This window comes from Roseisolibacter sp. H3M3-2, assembly GCF_029211165.1.
Lineage (GTDB): Bacteria > Gemmatimonadota > Gemmatimonadetes > Gemmatimonadales > Gemmatimonadaceae > Roseisolibacter.
In genome coordinates this window covers 1-1,396 of sequence record NZ_JARGEK010000636.1, presented here as the reverse complement: position 1 = coordinate 1,396, position 1,396 = coordinate 1, and the positions used below count along the sequence as shown (strand labels likewise).

2 protein-coding genes are annotated in these 1,396 nt (G+C 78.5%); one reads left to right on the top strand and one right to left on the bottom strand.

Translation table 11 applies throughout. The features are described 5' to 3' along the window. On the bottom strand, positions 1-1,030 hold a 1,030-nt coding region (locus PYV61_RS25300), incomplete at its 3' end, for a MerR family transcriptional regulator (RefSeq protein ID WP_275836657.1). A gap of 151 nt (positions 1,031-1,181) precedes the next feature. On the opposite strand from PYV61_RS25300, the gene PYV61_RS25295 reads away from it, so the two are divergent. Further along, entirely contained in the window at positions 1,182-1,382 is a 201-nt protein-coding gene (locus PYV61_RS25295; RefSeq protein WP_275836656.1) for a hypothetical protein, read from the top strand. The last annotated feature ends 14 nt before the right edge of the window (positions 1,383-1,396 follow it).

Below are 1,396 nucleotides of genomic sequence, written 5' to 3'. Positions count from 1 at the left end.
GGGGCCGGCCGCGCGTCGAGCCGCGTCGCGCGCGCCGGCGCGCGCCGGCCGGGGCGTCCGGCGTCGCACGCGCGCGTTCGCTCCGCAGTGCGCGCAGCCGCGTCAGCAGCGTGCGCACGTCGCGTGCGACGTCGGCCCGGATCGCGCGGAGCACGCTGCCGTAGGCGTCCGTCGCGCCCCCCTCGACGACGATCGCGACGGCGGCGGGGAGCAGCGTGCGCAGCCGCCGGAGCTCGCGCGACACGACCCGGTCGCCCGAGACGGTCCCCAGGCTCACCGCCACGGCGGCCGCGCGCGTCCGCACCGCCGCCTCGGCGACGTCCTCCGCCGGCAGGCCGGGGCCGAGGTAGACCACGCGCCACCCGCCGGTCGCGGCGGCGGCGGCGGTGAGCAGCGCGCCGAGCTCCTGCATCTGCCCGGGCGGCGTGGCGACGACGAGGTCGGGGGCTGCGCCGGGGAGCGTCGCCGCCTCGGTCACGCGGTCGAGCGCGCGGCGAAGCACCGCCTGCGCGAGGTGCTGCTGCGACGGGCGCAGCGTCCCGTCGTGCACCCGCTCGCCCACCTGCTGCCAGAGGTGCACCACGATCGCGTCGAGGAACGCCTCCGCGGAGAGCGCGATCGTGGCGCGGCGCAGCGCGGCGTCGAGCTCCATGCCGTCGAATCGGCCGATGGCGGCGAGGCAGGCCTGCAGGTGCTCGCGCGCCGGCGACGCGGCGTCCGCGTCGCGCCGGACGGCGCCGGCGGAGTCGGCGGAGGCGGACTCGGAGCGCACGAGCGCCGCGAGCGCGTCGGGCGGCAGCGCCGCGGCCTGCGCGACGGTGCGGCCGCCGCCGGTGGCGCGGGCGATGAGGCGCAGGCGCTCGACGTCGGCGTCGGAGTAGAGACGTCGGCCGACCGCGGAGCGCACGGGGGCGACCACGCCGTGGCGCTTCTCCCACGCGCGGATCACGTCCGCGCTGAGGCCGGTGCGGCGGACGACGACCTGGATCGGATGGATGGGGGACGCGGGCGTGACGACGGACGTCGGCATGCCCGGGATGCTAGCGCGGCCGGCCCGACGCGTCAATCGAATGTCCTAGACACATATTTGACACTGGACGCGACCCGGCCTAGGTTCCGACGTGGGAGCCTGGCGCCGGACGCGCGACGCGCCCGCCGTCCCGCACCCCTGAGGAGCCCCGATGTCCGTCCGTCGAGACCAGTTCAAGAGCAGCTACGGCGCCTTCTCCGCGCGCGAGCGCGAGCTGGCGCGCAGCCGGGCGCTGCGCGACGCACGAGACGCCAGCGACGCGGCGGCGGAACGCTCCGCCGGGTCGGCGGCGCACGCGACGCCCACCGAGGGCGTCGCGCCCCACGCGGGGAGCCGCCGCGGCGGTGGCTGACCGGGAGCTCGAGG

Excerpts from the sequence above, each read along its gene's own strand:
- PYV61_RS25295 (WP_275836656.1), top strand. The coding sequence starts at position 1,182 with ATGTCCGTCCGTCGAGACCAGTTCAAGAGCAGCTACGGCGCCTTCTCC.